We start from the raw sequence: 24,358 nt of genomic DNA on the forward strand, positions 1-24,358 counted from the left end.
GGCGTCCGTGCGCGGCAGGGCGAGCGCTGTCGCGGCGGTTCGCCCCGGCGCCGAGCTCAGGGGAGCGGCATGCCTTCGCAGTTGACGATGTTGATCGGAATGAGCCCGTTGCGGCTCTCGCCACGCACGTCGGGGGCGGAGAGGTTGCGTACCAGGATGGGCGTGCTGGGGGCCACGACCCCCTCACACACCAGCGATGTGCTGAGGGTGGGTCCGAGCAAGCCCATCACGCGGTCCTCGTACTCGAACCCGACTGACGTGAAGCGGCACGGTTGCTCGTCGCTGAGCGGGTCGGAGCCGCACGCACCCACGTACGTGTTGACGGCATCCACGAACTCCACGGTGCAGTTTGGGCCGCCCACCGGACCTCCCGTGCGAGGGATGATCGCGTTGCGGATCGTGAGGCGGTACTCGCTGCTGACCGCCGAGAAGCTCCACAGCACGTTGTCCGCGCCGCGCGGCTCGACCAAGCAGCTGAGCGCGAGCGGGAGCGGCGGGTCCTCGTTGGACGTGCCCCCCGCAAACGTGAAGATGTCGTGCATCCGATGCTGGCTCGGGAAGCAGCTCGGCGCACCGACGGGGCACTTCACCTGCCAGCGGATGTCCACGAAGAGATCGCCTGGCGCGTCGTTGCAGCCCGCCAGAATCACCGCTGAAAACAGAAACATCCATGCACACGCAACACGCGACCGGATGAGGGGGGCACCGCCACCACGCTTGAACATGTGAGGAAGGTACTACAGGGAAGGGCCGGGAGCTACACCTGCGTACCTCGCTCGACCGTTGCAGCGGTCTCACGGGTGGACAGGGCAGATGTAATCCACGCACTCACAGGGGCGCACGTGAAGGGTTGGCGGTCGTCATCCAGCCGCTGCGCCAGGGTCAGGTCCACCGCGAGGGGTGGGCAGCGGAGGAGGACGACCGCGGCGCGGGGCGCGGGGGCCTCGAGGGCCAAGTGTTCGAGCAGGGCGTGACCGAAGATCAGGGGCCGCGCTTCATGGGGGGCGAGGTGCGTCGTGGTCAGCGGGATGCGGGCGGTGGCCAGGTGAGCCAGCGTCGTGAGCAAGCGCTCCTCCGCGCCGATCGGGGCATGGTCGGGGACGCACAGCAGCAGGCCGCCCTCATCGAGCTGGGTGAGCGCGCTCTGCTCGGGGGTGCGGGCGCCGGGCAGCCGCTGGAAGTGTGCGGGCACACGTTCGCACAGCCGCCGGTATTGGCGCGCGTGCAGCGCTCGCTTGGTTCTGGGAAACGCAGCCCAAATCACCACGTTGAACAGGTCGTGCCAGTTGGCCGCGCGGGTCGGCAGCACCCCCCGCTCCGTGATGCTCGCGTCGTACAGGCTGGCGCGCTCGCGGAGGCGCCCACGCCGACGGGGGGCGCTGACGTCGGCCACGCAGCGAATGCCCGCCACTTCCGAGAGCCGCTCGAGCGATGGCCATCCCGCCTCGAGCAGCGACTCCGCGGTGGCACGCGAGGCGGCGAAGGCGGGCTGCGCGGCGATGCGGTCGCGCACGTCCGTCACGTGCTCGTGAGACGCGGCCGACACATGACCGGGGCCCCCGTCCCGACGATCGTTCGAGCCCATGTCGAATGCGCCGACCACGCGCGACGAGAGTGCCCGCCCTACTCGCTGGCGGCGGGGGCGGGGGCGGGGGCGGGCGCTGGTGCGGGCGTGGGCGCTGGTGCGGGCGTTGGCGCCGGTGCGGGGGCGGGCGCGGGGGCGGGCGCCGGTGCGGGATCCGGCGCGGGCGTCGGCGCTTCGTTCTCCACGGGGACAGGCGTCGCGCCGGGCGTCGCAATCATCGTGGGGGTCGGGAGTTCGACCGACGAGAGGTCCTCCACCGGGGCTGCGCGCGTCGGGCGGACGCGCTCTTGGAGCTGCACGGTGATCGTGAGGCGCATGGCGCCGTTCTCTTCTACGAAGTCGGCGCTGCGCACCTGCTGGGTCGCCCGCACGTAGCCGTCCGCGTTCACGGCCAGCTGGAACGCCGGCGGCAGCGCGTGGAGCTCGAGCTCGCCGTCTGCGTTGGCCGTCTGACGCTGCGCGGAGATGGTGGGGTTCGGCGCGTTGGTGACGACCCGCAGGACGAACGGCAGCCGCGTGAGCGTCACGCGCTGCGTCGTCATCGTCTCCGTGGCCGTGACGGTGCGCGTCTCCTCGGCGTAGCCGGGGGCCTTGAGGGTCACGGTGACCTCTCGGCCAACGGGGAGCGCGACGCTGACCGGGGTCGTGCCGCGCGCCTCTCCGTTCACGCTCACCACGGCGCCCGACGGAGTGGTGGCGAACGGCACGTCGTGCGTGACAATGGGCTCCTCCGGTTCAGCGGTGGTATCCGTGTCGCCCTCGCCTGCGCCTTCGCCCGTGTCGCCTTCAGCGACGGTGTCGCCCTCGCCCTCGGCTGGCGGGGGCTCGTCCGTGGGCTCGGGGGTGGACTCCGGCTCCTGGGTCCCCACTGGCGTGACGGGTGGCGCCACGTCTGGGGTTCGGAAGCCGAAGTACCAGACCGCGCCACCGACGACCGCCAGCAGCAGGAGGACCCCGACGATCATGCCGGCGCCGCTCTCGGACGCTTCGGGCGGCCCCGACGGACTGGGCGTAGGCGCTGGCGCCCGAGCGGGCTCGGGGGCGGGCTTTGGCTTCTCTTGCGGCTTCGGCGTCTCGGCCGCCTTCGGGGCGGGCTTGGGAGCCGGCTCGGAGGCGATCACCACGCCCTCCGCGGCGCCTTCGCGCTTCTCCGCCTTGGGAGGGGGGACGCTGCCGCCCATCAGCGCAGCGACGTCGGACGTGAGCATGCTGCGATCGGCGACGACGGTCTGCGCGTCCTCGTCGTCGAAGCCGTCCGACGGCGCCATGGTGGCCGGGATGTCGGCCACGCCGCCGCCGAGGCCCGCCTTCGCTTCCGCCTCGCGTCGCGCCTGGATCTCGAGCCCACGGCGCCGCGCGGCCTCGGCGCTGGCGGCGGCTTCCTCGGCTGCGGTCTTGTCCGCGTTGCCCGCTGCGAGCGCAGAAGCCAGGAAGTCTGCGGCGTGTCGCACGTTGGTGCGGTCTTCGTGCGCAGGCATCTCCGCAGGGGGGCCCTCGGGGAAGAAGCTCGGCGCTGGCTGCTGCGCGGGGTCCCCCTCGTCGTAGCGGCCCGGCTGTGCGCCGCGGCGCTCGACGATGCTGTTCACGAGGTCGCGGCTCTCCGCGTCCATCTTGATGAACTTGATGCCCATGCCAGGTGGCGCGGTGTCCGTGGCCACGTCCGGTCCGCGCGTCCACGCCACGCGCCCGACGCCGTGGATGAGCCGAGACTGGTCCTTCAGCTGGAACTCGAACTTGAGCAGCGTGCCCACCGCCATGGGCTTCTTGGACTTGATGAAGAGGCCGCCCCGGGAGATGTCCGTGCTGTACTGCTCCACGAACTCGTCGAGGTTGGCGCTCTTGAAGCGCACTTTCAGCGATAGATCGGTTCGTTCGTCTTTGCGGGTGTCGGACATGGGGGCTAGCTCTTCACGATCGCGCCGGAATTTCGGGGTGCGTCAGGGTACCCAGCATTCCTCGGCTCCACAACATCGGAACGATGGGCCCCTCGCGATGTCTATTTTGCTGCTGCGGGCGAGCGCGCGTGCAGCGGAGGGCGTCCCCCCGCGAGCAGCAAGTCGCGCTCGAGCACGTGTCGGAGCCCCCTGGGCCGGACGTCGGCCGCCAGCACGTCCAGCAGGGGCGCGAGCGCGAAGGCGCGCTGACGGAGGCGGGGGTGCGGGACACGCAGCTGAGGCTCGTCCACGGTGCGCCCGGGCCACAGCAGCACGTCCAGGTCCAGCGTGCGCGGCCCCCAGCGTGTCTCGCGGGCGCGGTCGCGGCCGAGCTCGCGTTCGATGTGGAGCAGCGCGTCCAGCAGCGCCAGCGGCTCGAGCGGCGTCCGCAGGCGCACGGCCGCGTTGCAGAACGAGGGCTGGGGAGGGCCCACGGGCGCGGTCTCGTACACGGGGCTCACGGCCTCCACGTCGCCCGGCATGCGCGCGCAGGCCACGCGAAAGGTCTCGTCGGGCGGCCCCACGGGCGAGGTCAGGTTCGCGCCAAGCCCGACATAGCAGACCTCGGCGTCGCTCAAGGCAGCGCTTTCCATGTAGGGGTCGTGCAGATGGCGCGCTCTTCGCCGTTCCAGCGCAGCATCCCGCCCACCAAGTGGAAGACCTCCGTGAATCCGAATTCGGCCACCAGCGCGATGACCAGCCGCCGGCTCTCGTGCCCGTTGTTGCACACGAGCACCACCGGGGTGTCCTTGGGCAGCGGCAAGCCCGAGGCGCGCACCTCGCTGCCCAGGCGGTGGTGTACGCCCTCGATGTGTCCGAAGTCGCCCAGCAAGTCGGGCAACGGGCGCACGTCGATCAGCACCAGGTCGGTGCGTCCCAGCACGTCCAGCGGACGCAGCTCGTAGTAGCCGTGTCGCGTCAGGGGAGCTTCGGGGATGCGAGCCACCCGGCGAGTGTGGGGGCCTCCGCAGCAGGTCGCAAGGCGCTCAGCGCTTGCCGTCCGGGTACCACAGCACGCGGAACTCGGCGTGCGTGGCGCCGATGTTCAGCAGCTCCGCTCGCGCGGCCCGCGCGCCGCTGGCGCGGTAGGCGGCCTCGATGGCCTTGAGCGTCGCCCGCAGGGCGAGGCTGTCGTAGAGATAGGACGGGAAGCCGAAGCGGCTGTGCGTGCCGTCCTCCAGCACCTGGATCTCGTAGTCCACGCCCGTGTGGAAGTTGGCCCAGCGCCGCTCCCCGCCGCTGGCCAGCCGCTGCGGGGACGCCACCGCCATCAACAGGCGGTACATGGGCGCCTCGAAGACGCGCTGGCTGAACTCGGAGACCCACGCGAGGAAAGCGTCGTCGTCCTTGAACACCTGGTCGGCGATGGCGAGGTACAGCGCGGTGTTCACGACCTCCGGCACCCACGCGGACATGGGCAGCGGGTCGCGCACGTACTCAGCCAGCAGCGGGTCCAGCTCGTCCAGCGCGAGCGGGCGCGGCAGGTTGCGCACGGCCTCGCGATAGAGGGACGCCTTGCTCTCGCACTGCGGGTGCGACAGCAGCCCAGCGGGCAACCGACGCAGGTAGCTCGTGGTGCGGGGGTAGGCCTGAGCGTCCACCCGTTCAGCCTATCCCAATTCCAGGGGCCCAGCCTGTGCTTGGCGCGCAGGCCAGCGCGCACCTCAGCGTGCGCGTCGCGGTTCGTTGTGTGGTGGCCGTCGTGGCGTGCGACGCCGACTAGCCAAAGGCGCGCGACAGGGAGTCCACCTGCGTGCGCGTCCACTCGGGCGCGAACAGGTGCGGCAGCTCCACGCGCTGCGCCTTGATGGCCGCGCTCAGCTTGGCGAGGCTCTCCTGCTGCACGTTCTCTCGCAGCACACGGGCACGCCCGGCGCGAGCCAGCGTGGCGGCTGGGCTGGTGGCGGGCAGGTGCTTGGGCAGGTCGAGCAGCACCTGCGCGCTCTCACCCTGGAACAGGTAGGGCAGCTTCTGGTTCACCACCAACGCGGCGATGCTCATGGACAGCTCGCTCACCAGCGCGCCGTGCAGCTCGATGGTCTCGTTGGCGGGCATGTCTTCGGGAAGCGTGACCAGCACGGCCCCCGCCTGACGTTCGTCGCGGAACATCTCGAGCGCGCGGTCGGCCTCCTTGCGCAGCAGACCGGGCGGCGCGACGTCCTGGATGACCTTGGGCACGCGCAGCATCTCGAGGCCATGCCCCGTGGCCGGCGCGTCCAGCACGACGAGGTCGTAGTCGGGCGGGCCGCTGGGGGGCGACACGTGGAAGAACGCCTTGCCGAGCATGCTCCAGGCCTCGATGCCGGGCGTGCCGCGCAGGAAGTTCCGCACCACGCGGTTCTCGAAGACCGCCTTGTAGAGCGCGCGCACCTTGAGGACCATGATGCCGTACTCCTCGAGCGCGACCTGCGGGTCCATGTTGACCACGTCGAGGTTCGGGGCGACGCGCACGATCTGGCTGCCGATGGGCGGCACGTCCAGCATGTGGCTCATGCGCTCCTTGACGTTCGTCATGGCGATGAGCGTGCGCTTGCCGCGACGCGCCGCGGCCAGACCGAGGGCAGCGCTGACGGTGGTCTTACCCACGCCGCCCTTGCCCACGACGATCAGAAATTTCCGGTCCAGCAGGTGCGCCATCTGGCGGTGGTAGCAGAGAGGGCGCCGCTTGGCACCCTACTCGGCGGCCTCGGTGCTCTGGGGCGCGGGGCTCGCGCTCTTGGGCTCGTAGAACTGCTGGTACCAGTGGCGCAGAGGTCCGAGCTTGCCGTCGCCGTCGCACAGGATGGGCTTCTCGACGTAGACCTTGTGCTCCCACACGGCGATGTCTTCCTTGAAGCCGACCAGCAGGTTGTTGGCGTACTGCTTCGCGAACTCCTCGGTCTGCTTCTTGTCGCCGCCCGGCTTGGTCTGCAGCATGACGCCGAACCACAGGTGCAGGCTGTTGGGGCCGATGGGGGTGTGGCAGTTGACGATCTTGTTCTGCAGGTAGCCGTCCATGGCCGAGATCTGGAAGCTGGGGCCGTAGTACGTGGTGCGCGACTTGAAGTAGTCCTTGCCGCCGCCGCGGGGGTACGCGACGCCTTCGATCACCTGCACGGCCTCGTAGCCGTTGTACTCGTTGGCGAACACGTCGATGTGCGTGCCGTGGATGGGCGCGAAGTGCGCCTTGTCCGCGACGTTCTCGACGATCTCGCGTGGGTGCGTCTTGATCTCCAGGCGGTCCGGCGACCAGCGGCTCCAGGTGGGGTCGTCCCACTCGGGCAGGCGCGGGATCTGGTAGTCGGGCGCGCCCCCGTCCGGGTCGTTCCACACGAAGATGAAGCCGTTGGCTTCGTCGGTGGGGTGCGCGCCGATCTTCGCGCGGGGTGGGATGCGCTTGGCGTACGGGACCTCCACGCACTGACCGTCCGGGCCGAACTTCCACGCGTGGAAGGGGCAGCGCACGCAGTCGCCCTCGACCTTGCCGCCCACGCCGATGTCTGCGCCGAGGTGCGGGCAGTAGGCGTCCGACACGCGCGCCACGCCGTCCTCGCCGCGGTACACGATCATCTGGCGGCCCAGGTAGTGGACCGACTTCATCTCGCCCGCGGGCACCTCGGTGCTGAGCCCGACGGGGAACCAGCCTCGGGGATAGCGGTGGGCGGTGGCGGTGGCGGTCATGGGGACGATCCTTTCGAGTAGAACTTGTTCTACATAGCGCACTCCCGGGCCGCGGTCACGCCCCAGCGTGCATCGGGCGGACCAGAATAGCGCTTGAGTTTCCGATGCGTACAGGGCGCGGGTGGGACGGATACACTTTGTAATTGTTCGCCGGTTCGCCGATTCTGGCATTCTCCGCGGATGCGACCACTCGCTCCCCCCGCCCCGCGCGCACAGCGCGGCCGCTCTCGCCTCCTTCGTCATGTGCTGGTGTGCGCCCTCGCCGCAGCCGCGGCGCCCGGCTGCAGCAGCAGTAGCGACACCATCACTCCGGCCATCGAGGCCTACTGCCGTGACCACGACGCGCGCGACGTCGAGCGCCGCATCGACCTGGTGCTGGCCGCGTTGACGCTCGAAGAGAAGGCCGACCTGATGCGTGGCACCTTCCCCCTCCCGCGCGCGGGGACCTGGCAGGCGGCCATCCTGCCCGAGAAGGGCTTCCCCGGCTTCCACATGCTGGACGGTCCGCGCGGCGTGAGCCGGCTCGGTGGCGCGACGGGCACGGCCTTCCCGGTAGCCATGGCGCGCGGTGCCACGTGGGACCCGGAGCTCGAGGCCGAGGTGGGCCGCGCCATCGGGACGGAGCTACGGGCGCGCGGGGCGGACACGCTGTTGGCGCCCACGGTGAACCTGCTGCAGCACCCGCTCTGGGGGCGCGCGCAGGAGACCTACGGTGAGGACTCGTTCCACGTGGGTGCGCTCGGCACGGGCTTCGTGTTGGGGGCACAGGAGCAGGTGCTGTGCGTGGTGAAGCACTTCGCGGTGAACAACATCGAGGACACGCGCCTGACGGTGAACGTGGAGGTCAGCGAGCGCGCGCTACGCGAGGTGTTCCTGCCCCACTTCCAGCGCATCATCACCGAGGGGCGCGTGGCCGGCGTGATGAGCGCCTACAACCGCGTCAACGGTGAGTATTGCAGCCAGAACCGGCACCTGCTGACCGACATCCTGCGCGACGACTGGGGCTACGCCGGGCTCGTGATGAGCGACTGGGTGTGGGGCACGCACGACACCGTGCCGGCGATCGAGGCCGGGCTCGACCTGGAGATGCCGACCGAGCTCATCTATGGTGAGCCGCTGGTCGAGGCGGTCCGAGCGGGGGACGTGCGCGAGCAGCAGCTGGACACGGCGCTACGTCGCATGTTGCGCGCGCAGTATTGCTACAGCCTCGACACGGATCCGCCCATGCGCGACGACGAGGCCGTCGAGACGGAGGAGACGCTGGCCTTGGCGCGACGCGCGGCGGCGCAGGGCATCGTGCTCCTCGAGAACGACGGTGTGCTGCCCATCGCGCGCACCGTGGGCACCGACATCGTGGTGGTGGGGCAGCTCGCGGAAGTCGAGAACATCGGTGACCAGGGCAGCAGCGCGGTGCGCCCGACCAGCGTGGTCACTGCCCTCGAGGGGCTGATGGCGGCGGCGGGGGACGCGACCGTGACGCACGTGCCCGGAGACCTGAGCGACGCGGGGGACCAGGCGACCGTGACCGCCGCGGACGTCGTGGTCGTGGTCGTCGGGCTCGACAGCCGCAGCGAGGGCGAGGGCACCATCGCGGCGGGCGACCGAGACACGCTCGCGGTCCCCGCCGCGCACGTGGCCGTGGTGCAGCAGGCCGCGACGCTGAACGACAACGTCGTCGTCGTGCTCGAGGGCGGGTCCGTGCTGGACGTCGGGCCGTTCGTGGACGACGTCGAGGCGCTGGTGATGGCGTGGTACCCGGGCTCGGAGGGCGGACACGCGATCGCCAGCGTGCTGTTCGGCGATCACAACCCGACGGGGCGTGTGCCCATGGCGTGGCCCTACGCGCTCGCTGACCTACCCGCGTTCGACTCGGTCAGCGAGGAGGTCACGCAGGGGCTCTTCCACGGACAGCGGCACCTCGACCGCGAGGGCACGCAGGCGCGCTACCCGCTGGGCTACGGCCTCTCGTACACCGACTACGCCTACGAGTCGCTCACGCTGTCGCGCATGGCGGCGCGGGCCGACGACGTGCTGCAGGTGACGGTGCGCGTGCGCAACACGGGCGCCATGGACGGCGCCGAGGTGGTGCAGGTGTACGTGCGCACGCCGGGGGATGCCGTGCCGCGCCCCGTGCGCGAGCTGCGCGGGTTTGCGCGGGTGGACCTGCCCGCAGGCGAGGGCCGCGACGTGGTGCTGGAGCTGCCCATCGCGGACCTGGCGTACTACGACGAGGCGGGTGCGCGATGGGTGATCGAGCCCGGCACGTACCGCGTCGAGGTGGGCCCGAACGCGGGTGAGCGTCCGCTCGAGGCGAGCTTCGAGGTGGCGAACTGAGCCACCGTTGAATCGTCGCGCGTGATCCGGCGTCGCACCGCCCGCTCTCCCTGCCCCTGACGGGCGCTTCCCACCTTGCGTGTTGCGAAGCGCCGTCGTGGTACGGTCGGAGCCTCTGGCGGCCGGACATCGAAGACTCAGGAGCAGGTATGAAGGCGGGACGTGTGTTGCGGTTTGGACTCGTGAGCGTGGTGGCGAGCTACGGGCTCGGACTTCTCCTGGGCACGCTGTCCCACGGAGGCCCGATGGGGCGCGCCGAGGCGCAGAGCTGCAACCGGTCCTGCGCGTCGTCTGTCCCGCGGGACGCGCGTGGGTGCTGTGTGGAGCGTCCGAGCGGTGGCTCCGGCGGAGGCGGGCGGCGTCGGCCGCCGCGGGACGCGGCGCCATCCGTACGGGAGCAGCACGGCTGGGGCGGCGTGCCCGCCTGCGAGGGAGGGACCGTCGACAACGCGGACACGCGCGGTCACTGCTGCTGGCCGGGGCAGTATTGGCTTCCGTCCGCCAACAGCTGTCAGGGGGCGCCGCGGTGCCCAGCAGGCATGGAGGCGCAGTCGAACGGCGACTGCGGTTGCGCGGCGGGCATGGTGTCGAACGCAGACACCATGGGGCAGTGCTGTTGGCCGGGGCAAGCGTGGGTGCCGAGTCAGCGGCAGTGCATGGGGCGGCCGTCCCGCTGCCCGGCAGGCTTCGAACGTGGCGCGAACGGCTGCGATTCGCCGGCGCCAGCGGGAATGGTTCTGATCCCGGGTGGGCGTTTCCAGATGGGAACGGCGTCCGGGGGGGATGATGACGAGCGTCCGGTGCACGAGGTTACGTTGAGCAGCTACTACATGGACCGGACGGAGGTGACGGTGTCGGCGTATGGGGAGTGCGTGCGTGCGGGGCGTTGCGCGGCGCGGTCGGCGGTGGATTGGCCGGGCATCAGCGCCGCGGACCGAACCTTCTACAGCCAGTACTGCAACTGGGGGGTGTCTGGTAGGGAGGCGCACCCGATGAATTGCGTTTCATGGGATGACGCGGTGGCGTATTGCGGATGGCGAGGAGGGCGGCTGCCGACGGAGGCGGAGTGGGAGTACGGGGCGCGAGGAAGCGACGGTCGGGTGTACCCGTGGGGGAACGAAGGACCCAGCGATAGACGGCTGCAGTGGTCAGGAGGCTGCGGCGGCTTCGGTTGTAGTGGAGGTACGGCGGCGGTGGGTTCACATGCGTCGGGCCGAAGCCCGTTTGGGCTGGAGGACATGTCTGGGAACGTGTGGGAGTGGGTGAGCGATTGGTACGGAGCGTATCCGAGCGGAGCGGTGCGCGATCCGTCGGGGCCGACGAGCGGAGACGGCCGGGTGCTCCGTGGCGGTTCGTGGCTCTACAGCGATGCCGCCGGGGTGCGCTCTGCGAATCGCTTCTGGTACGAGGCGTCGAACCGCAACGTCAACGTGGGTTTCCGTTGCGCGCGCGGGGCGAACTAGGGGATACCTAGACCACTCAGTCACTTTATCCTGGCCCGCGTGTCGCGGGCCCGATGTGTCTCGGGTCACGGAGACCGACGAGGCAGGGGTCGAGGCGTGCGGGAGGCGCGCTTTGCGCGCCTCGCCCGAAACTTGCGTTGGACACCCGACTCCTCGGGCGATAGCTTCATGGGGCTCCGGGTCACCGCCGGGTGCTCCGTGGCGGTTCGTGGAACAACAACGATGCCGCCAGGGTGCGCTCTGCGAATCGCAACAGGAACGATGCGTCGAACCGCAACAACAACGTGGGTTTCCGTTGCGCGCGCGCCAAGGGACGCCTGTTGCTTCGCGGTCACGGCCGCGTTGCCCGTGCACTCCCTGCCCCCGCCCGGAGGTCCGGCTCGCCGTGAAGCGGGGCGGACGATCGCCCGGCCCCGGCGGGGTTCCTCGCCCCTCTGCTTGCAAGGGCGCGGCCCCGCCGGGTCGCGGGCTCCTATGAGCGCTGCCACTCTGCTGCAGGCGTGTCGAGAATGTCGAGCTCGCGGAGCAGCCGTCCCTTGAGGCGCCACGCGTCGGCGTGGTCCCAATGCGCGAATGTTGCCCGGACGCTCTCCCACGCAGCGAGGGGCGAGGTCCGGCCGGCGCGCACGTCGCCGTAGAGCGCTTGAAGCCGCCGCTCCGCGCGCGCCACGCTCGTGCGCCGGACGCGCACCTGGTCGGGCAGCACGCGGTACCCGACGATCCCCACGCCGCCCGAGGTCGGCTGGATGTCGTGCGGGTGGATGCGAAGCCGCCGGTCCGCGCACGCGGCGACGACGGCCGCCGATGCGTCTGCGAGCACGCCGCGATCGTCGCCGAGGAGGAGCATGTCGTCCATGTACCGGAGGTATGCGCGGTGCCCCAGCCGGTCCTTGACGAAGTGGTCCACCGGCGAGAGGTACGCGTTGGCCCAGAGCTGCGAGGTGAGGTTGCCGAGCGGGAGCCCAACGTCGCGTGTATGAGGGGTGAAGAGGTCGTCGCCGGGAAAGTACGCGCGCTCACGCTCACACTCGCCCCGTTCCAAGATGAGGTCGCACAGACGCCAGAGCCACGGCTCGGGCGTCTCGGGCGCGAGCAGCTCGCGGAGCACGGCGTGATCCACGCTTGGGAAGTAGCGGACGACGTCCAGACGGACCCAGTAGCGGTACGTGCGAGCCCATGCGCGGGCGCGACGGAGGGCGGCGTGGGTGCCCGCGCCGACGCGGCATGCGTAGGTGTCGCGAATAAGCGTACGCTCCAGCCGCGGGCCGAGGACGGCGGCCAGCGCTTGGTGCACGACGCGGTCTTCAAAGGGCTGCACGGAGATGGTCCGCGGCTTCGGGTCGTGCACGCGCAGCATGACGGGGCGTTGGGGGACCCACGTCCCTGCGAGGAGTCTGCGCTCGAGGTCGATGAGGCGCGGTTCAAGCTCGACGAGGTAGCGCGCGACCGACGCCCGGGAGCGCTTGCCCCGCGCAGCGCGCGCTGCGGCTGCCAAGAGCGACCGCAAGCTGAGCGCGTCAGTCGCCGCTACGGGCTTTGGCATCGCGGGTCCAACCACCGATCATGGCTCCGATCTCATGCAGCGACCGCTGAACGTGTTCGTGCGCCTCTGGCGCGAGGTACCGGCGAGCGTGCGCGCCGCGGAGCAGGAGCCTTAGCATCGCGGCGTGATGGCCGGCGTTGGCGAGGTGTTGCGCAGTAGCTTCCGCGCCTCGCGCGTAAGTCGCGCGGAGCAAGGCTTCGAGCAGGTCGTGTGAGGCGCGAACGACGCGGTCGCCGAGCAGGGGGCGCGCGGAGCGTGGCCACTGTTGGACCCGCGCGTCGATCTCGACCCAGAGCGCCTGGGCGCGCTCGACGGCGACGGGAACCTGTTTAGCAGAGGTGTTCACAGCGATTTCCCCGGTCGCGTTGCGTCGGAAGTGTAGCGCTTCCAGCGAAATATTTCACCCTGAGGTTGTCGCTGCCGACCACCCACGATAACGTGCATGGCGGTACGTCGCGGGCTGGACGCCCGCAAGGCAAGGAGTCCACGCAATGCCAACAATGGAAGAGGAGCTGGCACGGGCGACCGCCGCCGCGGATGCCACCGAGGTCGAGCAGGGTCGAGCGACCACGGCGGCCGACGGCGCCGAGCAGGCGTACGCAGCCACGGAAGCCATACGTGCGCAGCTGGAGCAGTTCCTGCAGAGCTGGATGGGGGGAGAACACGACGCGATCATCTCCCAGCTCCGCGCCGAGGCTGCGACGCTGCGAGACGAGATCGCGGCGCTGCGTGCGGCGGCCGAAGCGGACGCCTCCGCAGCTCACGAGGCACGCGTGGCGGCCGAAGCCGCTGAAGCAGGCGCCCAGGCGAGCGCGCAGCACGCTCATGACTCCGAGGTGGCGGCGCAGGCGAGCGCGCAGCATGCACACGACTCGGAGGTGGCGGCGCAGGCGAGCGCGCAGCATGCACACGACTCGGAGGTGGCGGCCCAGGCGAGCGCGCAGCACGCGCACGACTCGGAGGTGGCGGCGCAGGCGAGCGCGCAGCACGCTCACGACTCGGAGGTGGCGGCGCAGGCGAGCGCGCAGCACGCGCACGAGGCGGAGGTGGCGGCACAGGCGAGTGCGCAGCACGCGCACGACTCGGAGGTGGCGGCACAGGCGAGCGCACAGCATGCGCACGACTCGGAGGTAGCGGCACAGGCGAGCGCGCAGCACGCGCACGAGGCGGAGGTGGCCGCGCAGACGAGCGCGCAGCACGCACACGACTCGGAGGTGGCCGCACAGACGAGTGCGCAGCACGCGCACGAGGCGGAGGTGGCGGCGCAGGCGAGCGCGAGCGCCGCGGAGCAGTCGAGCCAAGAAGCCGCGGCGTCCGCCAGCCACGCGCAGCAGCACGAGACCGAGGCGCAGCTGCACGCCCAGGCGGCCCAACAGCAGGCCCAAGTGGCGCAGCAACAGGCGCAGGCTGCTCAGCAGCAAGCGCAGGCTGCTCAACAGCAGGCGCAGGTGGCCCAGCAGCAAGCACAGGCCGCTCAGCAGCAGGCGCAGCTTGCGCATCAACACGCTCAGGTGGCCAATCAACACATGGTGGAGACTCGTCAGCACGAGAACGCCGCCGAGCAGGCCATGAACGAGACGCGCCAACACGAGAACCACGCGGAGCAGGCGTTGAACGAGACGCGGCAGCACGAGACCCACGCGGAGCAGGCGTTGAACGAGACGCGGCAGCACGAGACCAACGCGGAGCAAGCGTTGAACGAGACGCGGCAGCACGAGACCAACGCGGAGCAGGCGCTGAACGAGACGCGCCAGCACGAGACCAACTCGGAGCAGGCGCTGAACGAGACGCGGCAGCACGAGACCAACGCGGAACAAGCGCTGAACGAGACACGTCAGCACGAAAACCTGGCTGAGCAGGCCCTCAACGAGACCAGGCAGCACGAGAACACCGCTCAGCAGGTGGTCAACGACATCCGCTCGCTGGAGTCGCAGGCGGACGGGATCCTCAGCCAAATGCGCTCGCTGGAGTCGCAGGCCGAGGGCATCCTCAGCCAGATGCGTTCCCTCGAGTCCCAGGCGGAGCAGGTGCTCAGCCAGATGCGCTCGCTGGAGTCACAAGCCGACGCTGCGCTGCTCGAGGCCCGTCAGCACATGGAGGCGGCGCGCGAACAGAGCGAGCAGGCCCGGGAGGCGGCTGCGGGGGCGGGCGGGTGCCTTCAGGAGGCGCAGCAGATGCGCGGCGACTACAGCGAGGCGTTCGAGGCCATTCGGCAGAGTCGAGAGCGCGCGGACGACATCATTGGCGAGATGCAGAGCCGCTTGCAGTACGCATGACTGGGGCGCTCACGACTCGTTGAGACGGCGGCGTACGTCGACCTGCACCTGATTGACGAGCGCGCCACGCACGGACCGCAACGTACTCGCCTGTTCCTGGAGTCGGTCCACCTGAATCTGCGCCGCGGCCAGCTCTGCGGCCGCGGACGCTTCGCGAGACTGGAAGTGGTCGGTCACGAAGGGTTCCACTTGCTGAAGCACAGAGGCCAGCGCCTGTTGGCCGTACTCCGCACAGTAGCGCTCCGCGTCCACTTTGAAGCGCTCGAGCAGGCCGCGCGTGGCCACGTCCAGGCTCTTGGTGATCTCGCCCCGCGCCTTGTCGGTAAGCTGGGTCATCAGGCGCTTGCGTGTGCGCACCCCTTGAACCGCAGCGAAGAGCACTACGGGCATGATGGTGGCGCTCATGACGATGGCCCGCACGTGTACCGGGGATTCGTTCATGAGGCTGCCCACGACGGGTATGACGATCATGCCCGCCAGCATGGCCACCGTGTTCAGGCCGTTCTTGAACGTGTCGAACACCGTGCCCATGAGCCCGGGCGGATCGAAGCGCGCCTCCCACACGCGCTCCTGAAACTGGGCAGTCGCGACCGGGACGTGGGCCGCAGGGAGTGTGGGCACGAGGTTTGCGGAAACCTGCTGGCCCAACTGATCGAGGTCGCCGCGCAGCAAGTCGAGGGTCTTGGATTGCAGCAGCTGGCCCAGGTGGCTGGACCACTTGGCCGTTGTGGTGTCCACCCACCGCGCAAACTGGCTCCGCCAGCTGGCCTCGGCCGTGACTAGCATCATGCCGCTCTCTGGGCGCACATCGACGGGTATCCCGTTCAGCTCGTGATGCAGCGTGTCTTGGATGTCCTTCAGCTGCTTGGTGAGTCGCCGGCTCCAGTCGCTCCGGTCGTTCGACACCCGCTGCTTCATGGCGCTGATGGTCTGGTCGACGGCGCGCCGGGGGTCGGCCAGCAGCTTCTGCTTGAGCGCGTTGGTGTCGCCCGCCTGAAACCGCAGCTGCGTCGTCTGGGCCACTTGAGCGTCCAGATAGGCGATCAGCTCGACCACCAGCTCGTCGGCGCGCCGGTAGAACGCGTTGGCGTCGGCGGCCTCGAGCTCGGCGCCGCTCGCGAAGAGGGCGGTCAGCGCGCTCTTTTGCTCCGGCGTGCACTCGACGCGCAGCGGGAGGTCCTTGAGTTGTTGAAACGATGCAGGGAGCGTCAGCGCCATGTCGGGTTCCTATCGGACGGCTCGGCTGCACCGAAAGCCAATGTGGCTCAGCTCGGCCTGCGCCGCCTCCACACACCCGCCCGTGGCGCAGAGCGCGTCACGCGCGGCCAACCCAACGCTCGGGACCCGCGTGTTGGCAGGCGCGGCGTAGCGGAGGCCACGCACGGCGCGATACGTGGTGTCACCCTCGGCCGCCCACGACTCGTCCTGCCCCGGGGCGTCGTCGCGGTACACGTCGACGGTCCACTCGCGCGCGTTGCCCAGCAGGTCGTAGATGCCCGTGGGGGTGACGTCTTGGTCGCTCCGCATGACCGCCAGCGGCGCGGCCTCGTCGCCCGCATACACGTTCGTCCGCATGCGGTCCACGGGCGAGTTCCCCCACGGGTAGGGTCGCAGCTCGGGCCCGCGGCCGGCGTACTCCCACTGCTCCTCCGTGGGCAGGCTGCCTCCGAGCGACATGCAGTACGCCCGCGCGGTGTTCCACGGCACGCCCACCGCCGGGAGGTTCGTGCGGTCCTCAGGCGACTCCGGCACCGTCGAAGGCAGGTCGAAGCGATGCTGCGTGGCCTCGGGCGTGGCCAGGAACGGCTCCAGCTCGCTCCAGGTCACCTCGTGCTGCTGGATCTCGAACGCACCGCTCGGCGCCACCACCCCGCGATCTGCACGGAACCCCACCGCGCCTCTGGGCGGGTCGTCGCCCACGCCCAACACCGTCCGCGAGCGCGCACCGTCGACCCGGATCCAAGGGTTCGCGAGCGACGTGGGCTCCTCGATCGCGGCGTCTTCGGGGCCCGCGTCGACCACGGCGACCACGGGTGCCTCCGACGCGTCGGACGTGGACTCGCCGAACACCCCCGTGGCAGCCAGCGCTGCGACGGATCCCAGGGCCAGCGTGCCTCCGAGGAGCGCCACGCGCAGCTTCCGCGAACGCGAGGCCGCGGGGCCGGTGGGCACGTCCATCGTGCGCCCCGTCTCGGTCGTCACGGCGTTCCGCAGCGTGGGGATGGCGAACTCGGTCTCGAGCTTGCTCTTGGGGGCGGTCTGCAGGGCCGACTCCAGGTCCGGGACCAGCTCGCGCAGCGCGCGGGACAGGTCGCGCGCGCTGTCGAAGCGAGCCGCCGGGTCCTTCGCGGTGGCTCGCGCCAGGATGGCCTCGAGCTTGGGCGACACGTCGGAGCGGACGGCCCGCACGCTGGGCATGGCCTGCGACACGTGCGCCATCATGAGCTGCGTCGTGGACTTGCGGGTCGCGCCAGGCGCCTCGTACGGGTGGTGGCCCAGCAGCAGCTCGATCAGCGTCACGCCCAGCGCATACACGTCTGCGCGCGCGTCGGGGGACGCGCCGTTGCACACCTCCGGCGCCAAGTACGCGACCGTGCCCGCGATGGTGCCGACCGTGGTCAGGCGCTTGCCCTCGTCCATCTCGCCGACGACCTTGGCGATGCCGAAGTCCAGCACCTTCACGTCGCCGTTCCTGCACAGGAAGATGTTGTCGGGCTTGAGGTCGCGGTGGACGATGCCGAGGTCGTGGGCTGCAGCGACGCCGTCGGCCGCACGCGCGACGCAGCTGACCGCCCACGCGACCGACGCGCCGCCGCGCTGGGCGTGCTCGGTCGTGGCCGCCGCCAAGGACATGCCGTCCAAGAACTCGAGCTCCATGAAGAGCACGCGCGTCCCGAGCAGCTCGGACTCGCGCAGCCCGAAGAACGCGACGATGTTGGGGTGGCGCAAGCGCTCGAGCACCTCGGCCTCGCGCGCGAAGCGCTCCACGAACTCGGGCTGCTCCACGAGCTCGGTGCGCACCACCTTGATGGCGCGCACGATGCTCCGGGTGAGCTTGTTCTCGCCGCGGTACACGGCGGCCATGCCGCCCTCACCCAAGAAATCCGTCAGGCGAAAGCCGGCCAGTTCACAGCCAACCAGGTCTGTCACACGCGTGCTCACGGCGGTGAGGATGAAGTGCGCGGCGCCGTTCCGTCAATGCGCGTGGGACCTGCAGAAGTGGCCAATGACGTGGCGGAGCGCCTGGGCTGGGCGTCCGCGGTGGCGGAGCGATTGTGCTAGTGTCCCAGTCCCGCCGGTCGACGCGCGGTCTAGGAAGCAGGACGAAGCGATGAGAGCAGGACGTGTGTTGTGGATGGGGCTCGCGAGCGTGGGGTTGAGCTTTGGCTTCGGGCTCTCGGTGGGGACGCCGTCCGAGGTGGGGATCACGGGGCGTGCGGAGGCGCAGGGCTGCAACAGGTCATGCGCGGCGTCGGTACCGCGGGACGCGCGCGGGTGCTGCCAACCGAGTGCGTCGTCGGGCGGTTCGAGGTCGTCGTCACGGGGGCGCCGTGGGCAGAGCGCGCCGGCGCCGCGTGCCGTGGACCATGGCTGGGGTGGGGAGCCGGAGTGCGAGAGCGGGCTGATGAGCAACGCGGACACGAGCGGTCACTGCTGCTGGCCCGGGCAGTATTGGGTTGCGTCGACGAGCGCGTGCACGGGCGCGCCGCGGTGTCCTGCCGGACAGGTTGCGCAGAGCAATGGCGACTGTGGATGCGAGGCCGGACGTGTGCGCAACGCGGACACGCGGGGGAACTGCTGCTGGCCCGGGCAGGCGTGGGTGCCGAGCCGGAACGAGTGCGTCGGTGAGGCGCGATGTGGTGCGGGATTCGTCCGGCGGGGGTCGGGATGCGAGTCGGAGGCCGTGGCGGCGGAGAGGGCATCAGCGGCGGAGAGGGCAGCTCGAGAAGCGGCGGAGAGGGCAGCTCGAGAAGCGGCGGAGAGGGCATCAGCGGCGGAGAGGGCGCGCTTGGCGTTAGCGGGAATGGTTCTGATCCCGGGTGGGCGTTTCCAGATGGGAACGGCGTCTGGGGGGGATGCGGACGAGCGTCCGGTGCACGAGGTTACGTTGAGCAGCTACTACATGGACCGGACGGAGGTGACAGTGTCGGCGTATGGGGAGTGCGTGCGTGCGGGGCGGTGCCGGACGCCGATGACGGGCAACTACTTCACGTGGGGAGCGTCTGGGAAGGAGCAACATCCGGTGACTGGGGTTTCATGGGATGACGCGGTGGCGTATTGCGGATGGCGGGGAGGGCGGCTGCCGACGGAGGCGGAGTGGGAGTACGGGGCGCGAGGAAGCGACGGTCGGGTGTACCCGTGGGGGAACGAAGGACCCAGCGATAGACGGCTGCAGTGGTCAGGAGGCTGCGGCGGCTTCGGTTGTAGTGGAGGTACGGCGGCGGTGGGTTCACATGCGTCGGGCCGAAGCCCGTTTGGGCTGGAGGACATGTCTGGGAACGTGTGGGAGTGGGTGAGCGATTGGTACGGAGCGTATCCGAGCGGAGCGGTGCGCGATCCGTCGGGGCCGACGAGCGGAGACGGCCGGGTGCTCCGTGGCGGTTCGTGGAGCAACAACGATGCCGCCAGGGTGCGCTCTGCGTATCGCGGCAGGTACGATGCGTCGAACCGCTACAGCTACGTGGGTTTCCGTTGCGCGCGCGGGGCAAACTAGGGGATACCTAGACCGCTTAGTCACTCTATCCTGGCCCGCGTGTCGCGGGCCCGATGTGTCTCGGGTCACGGAGACCGACGAGGCAGGGGTCGAGGCGTGCGGGAGGCGCGCTTTGCGCGCCTCGCCCGAAACTTGCGTTGGACACCCGACTCCTCGGGCGATAGCTTCATGGGGCTCCGGGTCACCGCCGGGTGCTCCGTGGCGGTTCGTGGAACAACAACGATGCCGCCAGGGTGCGCTCTGCGAATCGCAACAGGAACGATGCGTCGAACCGCAACAACCACGTGGGTTTCCGTTGCGCGCGCCAAGGGACGCCTGTTGCTTCGCGGTCACGACGTCGAGCCGCCGAGCCTCGACGATGGCCTGGGCGACAAGTCGTGCCACCTGCTTGATGGCGCGCACCGCGGGCAGCAAGTCCGGGTCGAGGTGATGTGCTCGCCCCCGCAGTGCACGCACCTCGGAGACGCCGAGCGATTCGGTCATGGTCCAGGGGCCGGCGCGGGAGCGGGACGTGTCGGACGCGGCGTGTCCCGGCGAACCAAGTCGGCTACGCCGTGACGCGTGTCGAAGCCCACCGCGAACTCCTCTGCGTCTTCTCCGGGGAGCACACCCTCGACGAAGAAGTAGTCCGCGTAGACCGTGCCAGCCGTGACCTCCATCACCACGTAGCCCTTGCGGGACAGCTGCACGTACTCGAGGTGCGGGCTCTGGTCGATGATGCCCTGCGCGATGCGGTCCGCGAGGTTGCCCGCGGCGATGCCCGGGGAGGTGACCGACGTGGTCACGAACTCGACGGCGGGCGCGTCGCGATCGAGGTCCACGCCCTCGGCGTAGGGGTCCTCGACCAAGCGGCTCACCCAGCTAGTGTGGATGTCGCCCGTCAGCACCACGGTGCGCTTGTTGGCGTGGGTGCGGATCGTCTCCAGCAGGCGTCCGCGCGCCGCGGGATAGCCGTCCCATTGGTCCAGGTTGAACGGGCTGCCGCCGGAGAGGCTCAGCTGCGCGACCATGACCTGCTGCGCCAGAAAGACCCAGCGCGCGGTGCTGGCCTCGAGCTCGGCGCTCAACCAGGCCTCTTGCGTCGCGCCGAGCAGGGAGCGTGAGGCTGGCTCGCCCTCGAGCTCGTCGGCGTCCTCCAGCTGCTGCTCGCGACCTTCGAGGCGCGTGTCCAGCAGCACGATGTCCAAGAGGTTGCCGTACTGCAGGCGCCGGTAGACTTGGTGGGTGGCCGCGTCTCGGATGGGCATCCACTCGAAGTAAGCCTGCTTGGCGGCGGCCTTGCGGTCGGTCCACGCGCCCTCGCTGTCGGGCTGGTGGTTCTCGGCGCCGTCCTCGTAGCTGTCGTTGGCGCTCTCGTGGTCGTCCCAGATGGGGATCAGCGGGTGCTGCTGGTGCAGCGCCTGCAGGTCCGGGTCGCGGCGGTACTGCGCGTGGCGCGTGCGGTAGTCGGCCAGCGTGACGATCTCGTGCGCGGGCTCGTACTCGCGCACGCTGCCGTACTCGCCCGTCCCGTACTCGTAGATGTAGTCGCCGAGGTGGATCACGGCGTCGAGGTCCTCGCGCTCGGCGATGCGCCGGTAGGCGTGAAAGTAGCCGTGACCGAGGCTGGCGCAGGACGTGACCGCGAAGCGCAAGGCGCGCGCCTCGTTGCCTTCGGGCGCGCAGCGCGCGCGACCCACGAGCGACGATCGTCCCAAAGCCGCGAAGCGGTAGTAGTAGTCGCGTCCCCACACGAGGCCGCGCACGTCGATCTTGGCGGTGAAGTCCACGGAGGCGCCCGTGGTCATCGTGCCGGCCACGACGCGGTCCACGAACTCTGGGTCCAAGGCGACCTCGTAGAACACGTCCACGGAGGTGCCGAGGTCGGCGGGAGAGACCCGCGTCCAGATCACGAAGCCGTCCGCGACGGGGTCGCCGCTGGCGACACCATGCGAGAAGACCGTCGCGGGGCCCTCTGGCCCGGTGTACGGGTCGGTCGGCAGGTCCGACGGGAGAGGCGGGAGCTTGTCGTCGTCGCAGCCCAACAACTGACTGCTCGCCACGACCACGCCCATGGCGCCCGTCGACTGGAGCCACTCGCGGCGCGAGAGCGACATGCGCACGTCGCGGCTCATTCGATCACCTCGATGGCGAAGATGCTGGTCGTGCCGCTGACCTCGTTGGCCACCACCAGGAGGTCCTGGCCCGTGGGGCTCAGCGCAGACGGAATGAAGACCATCCCCTCCGGGCCCAGGTCGCCGGCGGCGCTCAGCTCGGCCGGGACGTCGCCGTCGAAGTCGATGCTCAGGTCGCGCGGGTTGATGTACTGGACGAAGCGCGGGCTCTCGGGGTGCGTGATGTCGTAGACCATGATGCCGCCCACGCGCTCGAGGCCGATGAACGCGAAGGTGGCCCCGCGGATGACGCCCAGGGTCAGCGCCTCGGGCTCGGGGCCCTTGTCGTCCGAGCGGCTGTCGCCGCCGTTCTCGTCGTTGGTGGCGTTGAAGTTCGCGCCGAGGCGGTTGGCGGTGATGCGCTCGAAGTCGTTGCCGCTGTCGAACACCAGGTCGCCGGTGAGGCCGTCGCGAATCGAGAAGCTGCGCGCGCCGAAGGCGTAGATCACGTCCACGTCGCCGTCGTCGTCGAGGTCCCCGTCCGTCTCGGGGTTGGCCGTGCTGGTGCGCAGGCGACCGAGGGCCGCGTTGTTCTGCAGCGCTGCCGCGTTGGGGAACACGGTCGGGTCGAGCGTGACGCTGCCGACCCGCGTCTCCTCGCCGAAGCCGTCGTAGTCGCGGGCGTCGCCTTCGTTCGCCGTGACCACGTAGGTCTGACCGGCCACGTCATAGGCGGCGATGGTGTCCGGCATGTACATGCCGAACACGGGCCACGTCGCGAGGTGGGGGCCTCCGTCGCGGTCGCTGGGGTCGAGCTCGTTGCCGGGCAGCGAGTGGTTCTTCACGCCCAGCGGGAGGATGTCCACGATGGAGGGGCTCGTGCCGAGGTCGATCAGGGCGAGCGCGTTGTTCTCCTGCAGGGACACCCACGCGAAGCGGTCGTCGCCCGACACCGCGATGTACTCGGGCTCGAGGTCCTGCGACACGGACGCGCCCGGTCCGAAGATGCGTACGCCAGCGGCGCGCAGGTCGGCGATGTCCGCGTCGAAGGCCGAGAAGTCGAGCGTGGTGACGGAGGGCGGGGTGACGAATCCGTCGCCGATGGTGATGACCGACACGGTGCCCTCGGGGTCGACGGTGTAGTCGTCGTTGGGCTCACCCTCGTTGGCCACCAGGACGCGCGCGCCATCGTTCGTGAAGCGCAGCATGTCCGGCAGCGCGCCGACCTCGACCGAGGCGAGCAGCTCGAGCGTCGCCGTGCGGTAGAACGCGACGATGCCTGGGTCGGTCTTGGGGTCCGCCTCGATCGCCACGGCGAGCACGCCGTCGTAGGCGGAGACGCTGTTGGCCGCGCCGAGGGCGCGCAGGGGGTCGGCGGCGGTCACGTCCAGTGTGCTGATCAGGGCGGGCGCCGTCGGATCGGTGGGGTCGAGCACGTCCACCGTGGCGGCCTGTGCGTTGACGACGAAGAGGCGGCCCGACGAGGCGTCGAACGTCACGATCTCCGCCGCGCCCTCGGCGAACACGCCGCTCTCGTAGCGGCCGGCGTGACGCAGCAGGATGCCGCGGATGGCCGGCTCGCCGTTCGTACCGTTCGTACCGTTGGTGCCGTTCGTACCGTTGGTTCCGTTGGTGCCGTTCGTACCAGGCGCCCCCGTGGGACCCGTGGGGCCAGCAGGACCGGCGGGGCCCGCGGGACCGGTGGCGCCCGTGGGGCCTTCGTCGCCGCAGCCGGCCACGAGCAGCACGCTCAGCAAGAGAGAGGACAGGGTGCGGACGCGGCGCGACCGGTTCGAGTGCGTGGGAGCCGCCCACGTCGTGACGAAAGACATCTTGGAACCTCGTAGATTTCGAGTTTCGCGAGATGTACTGGTGCGGGTCCGTGGCCGCCTGCGACGTCTCCGTGCGCGACGTGTCAGTTGTCATGCGGGCGGTCGTCCGCATGACGCGTGTGACGAGCGCGTGGCTAGCGTGGCGGGCGCTGGGGGTCCCGACACATGGATGGGGGAGCAGGGGGACGGGGGCGAGGACGAGGACGGGGACGGGGACGTGCACGTGCACAATCACGAGGACGCGCACGCGCACGCGCACGACCACGATCACGAGCACGAGCACGAGCACGAGGACGCGTTCGTGCACGTGCGCGGTCATGGGGGCGTGCACGAACGACGGATGACCCCCTGGGGAGCGGTGCTTACTGCGGGTCTTCGTCGGCTGCCGCGGGGGGCTCCGAGGCGGCGTCGAAGTCGAGCGAGGCGGAGTTGATGCAGTAGCGCATGCGGGTGGGGGCGGGGCCGTCCGGGAAGACGTGGCCCAGGTGTCCGCCGCAGCGGGCGCATACGACCTCGACGCGGACCATCCCGTGGCTGGTGTCGCGGTGCTCCGCCACGCGTCCCTCGGCGATGGCGCGGCTGTAGCTGGGCCAGCCGGTGCCCGAGTCGAACTTGTCGTCCGAGCTGAAGAGGGGCGCGCCGCAGCCGGCGCAGCGGTAGGTCCCGTCCTCGTGGTGATCGTGGAAGCGTCCGGTGAACGCGCGCTCCGTGCCCTTCTGCCGCAGCACCATGTACTCGAACGGGGTCAGCCGCTCCCTCCACTCGGCGTCGGTCAGCGTGAGCGTCTCGCCCGTGGCGGGGTCGGTGAACTGCTGCGGATGCTCGGGCTCGTCGGTGTCGTGGCGGGACATGCGGGAGGTCTCCTCTGGAGGTGAGGGGCGGTCGTTCGTGGCGCCGCTGCGGTTACATCCGGGGGCGAGCGAC

Annotated in this window: 19 protein-coding genes and 2 pseudogenes; 6 read left to right on the forward strand and 15 right to left on the reverse strand. The window is 70.2% G+C overall.

Features of this window, described 5'->3' with window-relative positions; all coding sequences use genetic code 11:
* Positions 1-56 precede the first annotated feature (56 nt).
* The 8 genes from H6726_21720 to H6726_21755 form a co-directional block, all read right to left on the reverse strand.
* Positions 57-668 (reverse strand): hypothetical protein, encoded by a 612-nt coding sequence (locus H6726_21720; GenBank protein ID MCB9660278.1) that lies wholly within the window; start codon positions 666-668, stop codon positions 57-59.
* Positions 669-757: 89 nt separating this feature from the next.
* Complete coding sequence (locus tag H6726_21725) at positions 758-1,603, reverse strand: DUF3025 domain-containing protein (protein ID MCB9660279.1); 846 nt, start codon at positions 1,601-1,603, stop codon at positions 758-760.
* Between the two features lie 20 nt (positions 1,604-1,623).
* Positions 1,624-3,480, reverse strand: coding sequence for a TIGR02266 family protein (locus H6726_21730; protein MCB9660280.1), 1,857 nt, complete (start codon positions 3,478-3,480; stop codon positions 1,624-1,626).
* A 101-nt stretch (positions 3,481-3,581) separates the two neighbouring features.
* Positions 3,582-4,112, reverse strand: coding sequence for a 2-amino-4-hydroxy-6-hydroxymethyldihydropteridine diphosphokinase (folK, locus tag H6726_21735; GenBank protein MCB9660281.1), 531 nt, complete (start codon positions 4,110-4,112; stop codon positions 3,582-3,584).
* A complete protein-coding gene (locus H6726_21740) occupies positions 4,094-4,465 on the reverse strand; it encodes a rhodanese-like domain-containing protein (GenBank protein MCB9660282.1) in 372 nt (123 codons plus the stop codon). Before H6726_21740 ends, folK begins: the two co-directional genes overlap by 19 nt.
* Positions 4,466-4,505: 40 nt before the next feature.
* Positions 4,506-5,120 (reverse strand): hypothetical protein, encoded by a 615-nt coding sequence (locus tag H6726_21745; protein ID MCB9660283.1) that lies wholly within the window; start codon positions 5,118-5,120, stop codon positions 4,506-4,508.
* Positions 5,121-5,238: 118 nt separating this feature from the next.
* Positions 5,239-6,156, reverse strand: coding sequence for an ArsA family ATPase (locus H6726_21750; protein MCB9660284.1), 918 nt, complete (start codon positions 6,154-6,156; stop codon positions 5,239-5,241).
* Positions 6,157-6,192: 36 nt separating this feature from the next.
* Entirely contained in the window at positions 6,193-7,179 is a 987-nt protein-coding gene (locus H6726_21755; protein MCB9660285.1) for a Rieske 2Fe-2S domain-containing protein, read from the reverse strand.
* A gap of 180 nt (positions 7,180-7,359) precedes the next feature.
* Here H6726_21755 and H6726_21760 point away from each other — a divergent pair, with 180 nt between their 5' ends.
* The 3 genes and pseudogenes from H6726_21760 to H6726_21770 all read left to right on the forward strand — a co-directional run bounded on the left by H6726_21760 (position 7,360) and on the right by H6726_21770 (position 11,365).
* Positions 7,360-9,513: a glycoside hydrolase family 3 C-terminal domain-containing protein gene (locus tag H6726_21760; GenBank protein ID MCB9660286.1), complete on the forward strand. Its 2,154-nt coding sequence runs from the start codon at positions 7,360-7,362 to the stop codon at positions 9,511-9,513.
* 761 nt (positions 9,514-10,274) lie between these two features.
* On the forward strand, positions 10,275-10,976 hold the full coding sequence (locus H6726_21765) for an SUMF1/EgtB/PvdO family nonheme iron enzyme (GenBank protein MCB9660287.1): 702 nt from the start codon (positions 10,275-10,277) through the stop codon (positions 10,974-10,976).
* Positions 10,977-11,164: 188 nt separating this feature from the next.
* Positions 11,165-11,365: pseudogene (locus tag H6726_21770) on the forward strand (SUMF1/EgtB/PvdO family nonheme iron enzyme).
* 83 nt (positions 11,366-11,448) lie between these two features.
* Here H6726_21770 and H6726_21775 read toward each other — a convergent pair.
* Both H6726_21775 and H6726_21780 read right to left on the reverse strand, forming a co-directional pair.
* Entirely contained in the window at positions 11,449-12,519 is a 1,071-nt protein-coding gene (locus tag H6726_21775) for an RNA-directed DNA polymerase (protein ID MCB9660288.1), read from the reverse strand.
* Positions 12,494-12,865, reverse strand: coding sequence for a four helix bundle protein (locus tag H6726_21780; GenBank protein ID MCB9660289.1), 372 nt, complete (start codon positions 12,863-12,865; stop codon positions 12,494-12,496). The genes H6726_21775 and H6726_21780 overlap by 26 nt, the downstream gene beginning before the upstream one ends.
* 145 nt (positions 12,866-13,010) lie before the next feature.
* Between H6726_21780 and H6726_21785 the strand changes: the two genes are divergently transcribed.
* Positions 13,011-14,795 (forward strand): hypothetical protein, encoded by a 1,785-nt coding sequence (locus H6726_21785; protein ID MCB9660290.1) that lies wholly within the window; start codon positions 13,011-13,013, stop codon positions 14,793-14,795.
* A gap of 9 nt (positions 14,796-14,804) precedes the next feature.
* On the opposite strand, the gene H6726_21790 is transcribed toward H6726_21785, so the two are convergent.
* Both H6726_21790 and H6726_21795 read right to left on the reverse strand, forming a co-directional pair.
* Positions 14,805-16,013, reverse strand: a complete 1,209-nt coding sequence (locus H6726_21790; GenBank protein MCB9660291.1) for a hypothetical protein — start codon at positions 16,011-16,013, stop codon at positions 14,805-14,807.
* 9 nt (positions 16,014-16,022) lie between these two features.
* Complete coding sequence (locus tag H6726_21795; GenBank protein ID MCB9660292.1) at positions 16,023-17,957, reverse strand: protein kinase; 1,935 nt, start codon at positions 17,955-17,957, stop codon at positions 16,023-16,025.
* 892 nt (positions 17,958-18,849) lie between these two features.
* Here H6726_21795 and H6726_21800 point away from each other — a divergent pair.
* Complete coding sequence (locus H6726_21800) at positions 18,850-19,509, forward strand: SUMF1/EgtB/PvdO family nonheme iron enzyme (GenBank protein ID MCB9660293.1); 660 nt, start codon at positions 18,850-18,852, stop codon at positions 19,507-19,509.
* Positions 19,510-19,697: 188 nt separating this feature from the next.
* Positions 19,698-19,901 (forward strand): annotated as a pseudogene (locus H6726_21805) (SUMF1/EgtB/PvdO family nonheme iron enzyme).
* An 87-nt stretch (positions 19,902-19,988) separates the two neighbouring features.
* Here H6726_21805 and H6726_21810 read toward each other — a convergent pair.
* From H6726_21810 to msrB, 3 genes are all read right to left on the reverse strand, one after another.
* Complete coding sequence (locus H6726_21810; protein ID MCB9660294.1) at positions 19,989-21,623, reverse strand: alkaline phosphatase D family protein; 1,635 nt, start codon at positions 21,621-21,623, stop codon at positions 19,989-19,991.
* A complete protein-coding gene (locus H6726_21815; GenBank protein MCB9660295.1) occupies positions 21,620-23,434 on the reverse strand; it encodes a choice-of-anchor I family protein in 1,815 nt (604 codons plus the stop codon). The genes H6726_21810 and H6726_21815 overlap by 4 nt, the downstream gene beginning before the upstream one ends.
* A gap of 362 nt (positions 23,435-23,796) precedes the next feature.
* Positions 23,797-24,285, reverse strand: coding sequence for a peptide-methionine (R)-S-oxide reductase MsrB (gene msrB / locus H6726_21820; protein MCB9660296.1), 489 nt, complete (start codon positions 24,283-24,285; stop codon positions 23,797-23,799).
* Between the last annotated feature and the right edge of the window lie 73 nt (positions 24,286-24,358).

Source organism: Sandaracinaceae bacterium, from assembly GCA_020633055.1.
GTDB lineage: Bacteria > Myxococcota_A > Polyangia > Polyangiales > Houyiibacteriaceae > JADJJE01.